The following is a 6,672-nucleotide window of genomic DNA, read 5'->3' as shown; positions in this document are numbered from 1 at the left end:
GCGGGGAAGGAAGAGCCGGTGTCTTTCGAGCCAGCCCAGCGTTGCTCCTCGGTTACGGTGCCTGCACCGCGCCCTCGTCGCGCCTTGGTCTGGCCCGAAATTCACTCGGCCATTCTACCAGCCAATTCTGCAGCTTGGTATTATGCCAGCGTGCGGTCTCAGCTTGTTCGGTCGAAAGGACTTGCTTTGGCAGTAGGTTTGGGGGGAAGAGAAGGGAGACAAAGATGAACGATTTGGCGGCCATTCACGAACTTTTGCTGAGCCTACCGGAGGTCTCGGAAGGGACGCCTTTTGGTCCGGAGGTGCTGGTTTATAAGGTGGCCGACAAGATGTTTGCGACCCTTTCGCCGGAGGAGGTGCCCGTTCGCATGAACCTGAAGTGCCAGCCCGACCGGGCGCTCGATTTGCGAGACCGCTACCAAGCCATCCAACCTGGTTATCACATGAACAAGAAGCACTGGAATACGGTGTTCCTTGATGGCTCTCTTCCGGCACCGCTCGTGGCCGATCTCATTCGCCATTCCTACGAACGCGTCTTGGCCGGGCATTCCAAGGCGGTCCGAGAGCGCATTCGTTTGGATTAGATGGCCCGACGAGCCGCCATGCGGGCGTAGAGAGCCAGGCTATTGCCATCGCGAATCTCGTTCCGCGCAATCAGCTGGCCGATTTCTGCCCAAGTGAAGGCTTTGGCCTCGTGGATCATTTCGCTCTCGGCCCCGAGGGTGACGTTTTCGAGCTTTTTGAGTCCGGTCGCGTGGAAGAGGTAGACGTGCTCGTCGGTGAAGCCTTGGGAACTGAAGAAGTAGCCAAGCGGCTCAAGCCGTCCCTCCGCGCCGAGCTGGTAGCCGGTTTCCTCTTCCAGTTCTTTCGCGGCGGTGGCGCGGATGACGGCAGGATCTTCTTTTTGGGCGACCTCGTCGATCTGCCCGGCGGGGAATTCCCAGAGGGTGAGTTCCACGGGCATGCGCTCTTGGCGGATGAGGAGAAAGCGACCGTCCGCCAGTTCTGGGGCCAGGGCGATGGCAGATTTGCGTCGCGCCACGATCCAGTGCACCCCGCCTTCGGGATGGGCTGGCGTGGCATACTCGATCTCTTCCAAGCGGAGGTAGCGGTGATCGAAGACGGTTTCGCTCCGGAGGCGGCGCCATCCGGGTTCCAGGCCCTCTTGGAAAAGGTCCAATTCGAGGCTGGGTTGGCGGGTCTTTGATTCCTTCTGGGCCATTTTTTGAGAGCGGACGCTTGCCTGGCAGGCTGTTACTCCGGTAGGGGGGACGGATGCAAGTCTTGCTTGATGTCTGGCTGGTGATTTCCGATTGGATGGATTTCATTCCGGAGTGGATGGCCCAGGGGGTGGTGACCCTTCTGGTGGTTCCACTTTCTCTCTTTCTCTGGTCCTGGTGGAGGGCCAAGCGCGGACTCCGCACGGACGAGATCGTGGCCCAATACAATCTCTTAGCGAAGAAGCCGGACGGAACCGAAGTGCTTCTTCTGCGCTCGATCAATGTGCCCGGCTACGGCGAAGTGGAGGGCTTGCTGGGGAACCAAGTGGTCGCTCGGAAGGTCAAGCGTCAGGCCGAGAAAAAGACTTGGCCCGATCCACTGATCCGTCTGCGAGGTCGCGAGGGGAATACGGCCCGCGCCACCCTCTTCGGCAAGGTCATGGGGGCCAACTTCGATCCGCGCGGGCCCAAGGAAATGTTTCTGGGCTTCCTCACCTGCGAGTCGATTCCCAAGGCGGCCAAGATTGATCGCAAAATCCGCCTGATGCTGATTCGGGCAGCCGATCTTCGACGCTTTTTGGATAGCGACTGGGCCAAGTCACTCCACACCGAGCGGCCAAGCCACTTCTGGCGAGTCGTCGCTCTGCAAAGACTGGCCATGGAGGTCTTCGTGGAGAAGGGGGAGCGCTGGCGAGAGGAGTTTGAAATGACGCCGCCCGTGGCCGCCTCTCGGGAGGAGACCTTTCCCGTCGCAGAAAACTGGAAAAAAGTGGGCCCTTGGATGGTCGGTGAAACTTGAGGTCACGATCTGCTGACAGGCTCCATTCGCGTTTGACGGATGGGGACGCAGGCCGCAGGTAGCCTCATGGATTCTTCTCTTTCCTCCGCCCCTTCCCCTCAATCGGTGACCAAATGGAAGTCGATTGTGAGGGAGTTTCAGATTCCCCATCTGGGGCGGGCGGTTTGGCAACTAATCAATAGCGTGGGAGCCTACGCCGCCCTCTGGGCGGTCATGTATTTCACCCATACTGTATCGTGGTGGCTGACGGTTCCGCTCGCCATTTTGGCGGGTGCCATTCTGGTGCGCGTCTTTATCATTTTTCACGACTGCACCCACGGCTCCTTCTTCAAATCCAAGCGGGCCAACGACTTCTGGGGCTTCATCACCGGGATGCTGACCTTCACGCCCTACCACCATTGGCGTTGGGAGCACAATCTCCACCATGCCTCCGCCGGGGACTTGGACCGTCGCGGAGTCGGGGACATCTGGACTATGACGGTCGAGGAATATCTGAAAGCCTCTCCCAAGCTGCGTTTTCTTTACCGCTTTTCCCGGAACCCCTTCGTCCTCCTGCTGCTCTCGCCGCTCTTTCTCTTTTTCATCATGCACCGCATTCCTTTAGCCAAGTCCAAGCCCCGCGAAAAGCGCTCTGTCTGGCTCATGAATTTGGCCATCGCCGCCATGTGCGGCACCCTCATTTTCTTCTTTGGCTTCTGGCCTTGGCTGATCTTGCAGGTGCTCACGATGGGAGTGGCTGGGGGAGCCGGGATCTGGCTCTTCTATGTCCAGCACCAGTTTGAGGATGTCTATTGGGAGCGTGGCGAGGAGTGGGACTACACGGCGGCGGCCATGGAGGGGAGTTCCTTCTACAAGCTGCCGAAAGTGCTCCAGTGGTTTTCGGGGAATATCGGGTATCACCACATCCACCACCTCAGTCCTCGAATTCCCAACTACAATTTGGAGCGCTGTCACAACTCGGACTCGATGTTCCAAGACATCAAGCCCTTGACGATTCCGGGCAGTCTCAAGGCGCTCCACTACCGACTCTGGGATGAGAAGGGCAAGCGTCTCATCAGCTTTGGCCAATTGCGTCAGATGTTGCAGCGGAAGGACCGCGGCGGCTATGGCAGGCTGGGCTTGCAGGCCTAGTAAGCTCCTTCAGTTTTTCTGAAAAAGCCTTGGCCAAAGAGCGGAATCGCGACGATAGCCCACGACGGTTCACGTATCTGGCACGATCAGAGCATGGAGTGTTGCCAGGTGAGTTTGCGAATTCGGTGGTGATCTGAAACCCGACTCTCGGGAACTGTCTACGGAGACGGCTCAAGAGCGTGGACCGCTCAACCACTATGAAAATGTATGTAGGAAACCTGCCGTTTCAAACGACGCAGGACGAATTGGAAGACGCCTTTGGCGAGTATGGGGAAGTGACAGATGTGCACATGCCCACTGATCGGGACACCGGCCGGCCTCGCGGTTTCGCCTTTGTCACCATGGACTCCAAACAAGCCATGGAAGCGGCCATCGAAGGTCTCGACGGGCAAGACTTTGGCGGCCGCAATCTGCGAGTGAATGAAGCCCGCCCGAAAGAAGACCGTGGTGGAGGCGGAGGACGCGGCGGCTACCGTCGCTAACTCGCCCGCCAACCGCATTTCTTTTTCCCAAGCAGTGCCTCCTTAAGGGGAGGCGCTGCTTTTTTTATCTCGCTGGCGGCTGAGCATGAAGTCATTGCCTTCGGTATCGATGCACATGGCTAATACCAAGCTGCAGAATTGGCTGGTAGAATGGCCGAGTGGATTTCGGGCCAGACCAAGGCGCGACGAGGGCGCGGTGCAGGCACCGTAACCGAGGAGCGACGCAGGGCTGGCTCGAAAGACTCCGGCTCTCCCTTCCCCGCGCTTCAGCGCCTCTTCCCCACACCTCCTCCCCTCCATTCTACCTGTGAATTCTGGAGGTTGGTATAAGTGGGGAGGCTGGCCGTTCTCTGGCTGCGGCTCTCGGGGGCAGTGACCGCCAGCCGCCCGCACCCGGGCCGCGCCTGCCACCACATCAGCGATCTGGAAAGTCAGCCCCGTCCAAGTGCGCTTGCCCTCTCCACCGCCATGAAGGCTGAGAGTGCTGCCCGCGATCTCGATCTCCGTGACCGCCGAGTTCTCTCGCACGACCTGACCCCCAAAGAGGCCGCAATAGAAATCGCGGGCCCGTTCTCTGTCGGCAGCCCACAGGGTGTATTTCAGTTTCTCGACGAGCAAGGGCGAGGGGGAGGTTTCGGGTTTCAGGTGGTTGGGGTGGCGTGGGCGGCCTTGATGGCTTCGAGTTCTTCCCAGCGGCGGTAGAGCTCGCTCACTTCGGCCTGGGCCTCTTCGAGTTCTTTTGCCAAGTCGGAAAGCTTCTCGAAGTTCTCAGCTTGGAAGGCCGGGTCGCTCAGCTTCCCCTCCAAATCGGTGACCTGGCTCTCGGCTCCCAGAATGCGGTCTTCCATCGCCTCGAGTTCTCGCTCTTCCTTGTAGCTGAGCTTTCGCGGTTTGAGGGAGCGGGCTGAGGCGACTGAGCGACGAGCCTCCGCTTCTCGGAGCGCAGCGGTGGCATCGCGTCTTTCTTCCGCCTCCCGCTCTCGGCGCTTTTGCAGATAGTAGGAATAGTTGCCAGGACTGACCTGCACCCCGCCCTCCTCAAAGCCAATCACTCGGTCACAGATGCGGTCTAGGAAATAGCGATCGTGAGAGACCACCATCACGCTGCCCGAAAAGCTCGCGAGCGCTTCCTCGAGCATCCGGAGCGAGGGGAGATCGAGGTCATTGGTAGGCTCGTCGAGGACGAGCAGATTCCCGCCCGTTTTCAATACTTTGGCCAACATGAGCCGGGCTCGCTCGCCGCCGGAGAGGAGATCGACTCGTTCGTTGATGCGCTCATCGCTGAAAAGGAAGCGGCGCAGGTAAGCGCGGGCTCCCATGAGTTGCTCGCCGAAATGGAGTGTCTCATTGCCATCAGCCACCTCATCCAAGAGCGAGCCTGCACCGGTTAACTGCATACGCGATTGATCGATGTAGTTGACCCGGACCCGCTTTCCAAGTTGCGCGCTGCCCTCGGTCGGGGCCAGCTGCTGGAGGGCGATTTTCAATAAAGTGGTTTTGCCCACGCCATTGCGCCCGACGATGCCCGTGCATTCCCCGGGTCGAAGAGAGAGGTCAAGGCCTCGGAAAAGCCAACGCACCTCCTCGCCCTCGCCGACTCGCATACCGACCTTTTCGAACTCCACCACCGTGTTTCCGAGCGCGGGAGGAGGCGGGATCAGAATATCCATCTCTCGTTCCTCAGAGGGCGCTTCTTGGCCCTCGACTTGATAGAACTGCTCCAAGCGATTTCGTGACTTGGTGGTGCGCGCCTTGACCCCCGCGCGGACCCACTCCAGCTCGGTCCGAAGGAAGCGTTGGCGACGTCGCTCAGTTTGCTCAGCGATCTGTTGTCGCAGAGCCTTTGACTCCAGAAAGGCCGTGTAGTTCCCCGGGTGAGAATAAGCCATTCCGTGGTCAATCTCTAGAATGCGGGTGGCGATCACGTCCAAAAAGTAGCGGTCGTGGGTCACGAAAAGGACGGCTCCGCGGTAGCCTTGGAGAAACTGCTCGAGCCAGCCAATGGACTCGGCGTCGAGGTGGTTGGTCGGTTCGTCGAGCAGGAGGAGATCTGGCTGGGACGCCAAGGCGCAGCAGAGGCTGACACGCCGCTTCTCGCCTCCAGAAAGAGAGCGGACGGGGGCATCCAGAGGCGGGGTATGGAGATGGTTGGCAAGAGTTTGAATACGAGTCTCCAGATTCCAGCCATCGGCATGCTCGATCTTCTCCAGCAAGGAAGCCAGCTCAGCTTCCGAGCCCTCGCCGGACTCATAGTGGGCCAGGGCCTGGACCACATCGGCCGCCCCAGCTGCGATGTTGCCTTCGACGGTCTCTTCGGGATCCAGTTCAAACTCCTGGGGCAAATAGCCCACCCGGATTTCTTTCCGCAGGGACAGCTCTCCGGAATCGGCTTGATTCTCGCCCCCGAGGATCCGCAAAAGAGAGCTTTTGCCACAGCCATTGCGGCCCACCAGCCCCACCTTCTCCCCTTCCGCCAAGGTCAGGGTCACTCCATCGAGGAGATTCTGAGGCCCGAAGGCGAGTTGCAATTGGTTGGCAGAAAGAAGGGTGGACACGAGGAAAAAGGCTTTCGCTCGGCTAGACCAGGAATCAAGACTCTCCTTCGCCAGAAGAGCTTCTTAGAAAAATCGCCTCATTGAAGCGAGAGCCGTGGCCACTGCCGCAGTTCGCGATCACCTGGATGGGAAATGACAATAGAGTTTTTTGGAGGCAATCCAAACACCGAAAGATTCAGCCATCTTTTTCCGATTCGGATGAGAATTATAAGCCTAGTGCCTTGGGATGAAAAGCTTCATTATTTCTGATAAATAATCAAAATTGTATTCCTATGAATCGGTTTTGTGGAGCCCGACAGGAGCGAACAAGACGTCCAGCTGCGGAAGCGATTTTTTCCAACACCCTAAGGAAACGCTGATTTAATCCCTTCTTGAGTGGGAGGATAGATTGAGAGTGGGAGAAGGGGGTGGTAGAGAAGAGGAATGGAAAAGCAGCTGAGTTTTGCGCAAGCCGAGTATGAAGGGAAGAAGCGTGTAACGCGGAG

The 6,672-nt window shown here is 58.6% G+C and carries 7 protein-coding genes; 4 read left to right on the top strand and 3 right to left on the bottom strand.

What is annotated here, in order from left to right:
* Nucleotides 1-224 precede the first annotated feature (224 nt).
* Nucleotides 225-584 (top strand): MmcQ/YjbR family DNA-binding protein, encoded by a 360-nt coding sequence (locus tag AAF555_12165; GenBank protein MEM6912320.1) that lies wholly within the window; start codon nucleotides 225-227, stop codon nucleotides 582-584.
* Here AAF555_12165 and AAF555_12160 read toward each other — a convergent pair.
* Nucleotides 581-1,222: an NUDIX hydrolase gene (locus AAF555_12160; GenBank protein MEM6912319.1), complete on the bottom strand. Its 642-nt coding sequence runs from the start codon at nucleotides 1,220-1,222 to the stop codon at nucleotides 581-583. The genes AAF555_12165 and AAF555_12160 overlap by 4 nt on opposite strands.
* 53 nt (nucleotides 1,223-1,275) lie before the next feature.
* On the opposite strand from AAF555_12160, the gene AAF555_12155 reads away from it, so the two are divergent.
* The 3 genes from AAF555_12155 to AAF555_12145 all read left to right on the top strand — a co-directional run bounded on the left by AAF555_12155 (nucleotide 1,276) and on the right by AAF555_12145 (nucleotide 3,632).
* Nucleotides 1,276-2,019 (top strand): hypothetical protein, encoded by a 744-nt coding sequence (locus AAF555_12155; protein MEM6912318.1) that lies wholly within the window; start codon nucleotides 1,276-1,278, stop codon nucleotides 2,017-2,019.
* A 66-nt stretch (nucleotides 2,020-2,085) separates the two neighbouring features.
* Nucleotides 2,086-3,150, top strand: a complete 1,065-nt coding sequence (locus AAF555_12150; protein ID MEM6912317.1) for a fatty acid desaturase — start codon at nucleotides 2,086-2,088, stop codon at nucleotides 3,148-3,150.
* Nucleotides 3,151-3,347: 197 nt separating this feature from the next.
* A complete protein-coding gene (locus AAF555_12145) occupies nucleotides 3,348-3,632 on the top strand; it encodes an RNA-binding protein (protein ID MEM6912316.1) in 285 nt (94 codons plus the stop codon).
* Nucleotides 3,633-3,674: 42 nt separating this feature from the next.
* On the opposite strand, the gene AAF555_12140 is transcribed toward AAF555_12145, so the two are convergent.
* Both AAF555_12140 and AAF555_12135 read right to left on the bottom strand, forming a co-directional pair.
* The gene (locus AAF555_12140; GenBank protein MEM6912315.1) at nucleotides 3,675-4,250 is read right to left on the bottom strand and encodes a VOC family protein; all 576 of its coding nucleotides are present in this window, start codon (nucleotides 4,248-4,250) and stop codon (nucleotides 3,675-3,677) included.
* Between the two features lie 23 nt (nucleotides 4,251-4,273).
* The gene (locus tag AAF555_12135) at nucleotides 4,274-6,187 is read right to left on the bottom strand and encodes an ABC-F family ATP-binding cassette domain-containing protein (GenBank protein ID MEM6912314.1); all 1,914 of its coding nucleotides are present in this window, start codon (nucleotides 6,185-6,187) and stop codon (nucleotides 4,274-4,276) included.
* Nucleotides 6,188-6,672 lie beyond the last annotated feature (485 nt).

The organism is Verrucomicrobiota bacterium (assembly GCA_039027815.1).
Taxonomy (GTDB): Bacteria; Verrucomicrobiota; Verrucomicrobiia; order Verrucomicrobiales; family JBCCJK01; genus JBCCJK01.
The sequence above is the reverse complement of the archived record's forward strand: the minus strand, read 5'-3'. Positions and strand labels throughout refer to the sequence as shown.

Coding starts and splice junctions, on each gene's coding strand:
- AAF555_12160 (MEM6912319.1), bottom strand. CDS start 1,222: ATGGCCCAGAAGGAATCAAAGACCCGCCAACCCAGCCTCGAATTGGAC.
- AAF555_12150 (MEM6912317.1), top strand. CDS start 2,086: ATGGATTCTTCTCTTTCCTCCGCCCCTTCCCCTCAATCGGTGACCAAA.
- AAF555_12165 (MEM6912320.1), top strand. CDS start 225: ATGAACGATTTGGCGGCCATTCACGAACTTTTGCTGAGCCTACCGGAG.
- AAF555_12155 (MEM6912318.1), top strand. CDS start 1,276: ATGCAAGTCTTGCTTGATGTCTGGCTGGTGATTTCCGATTGGATGGAT.
- AAF555_12145 (MEM6912316.1), top strand. CDS start 3,348: ATGAAAATGTATGTAGGAAACCTGCCGTTTCAAACGACGCAGGACGAA.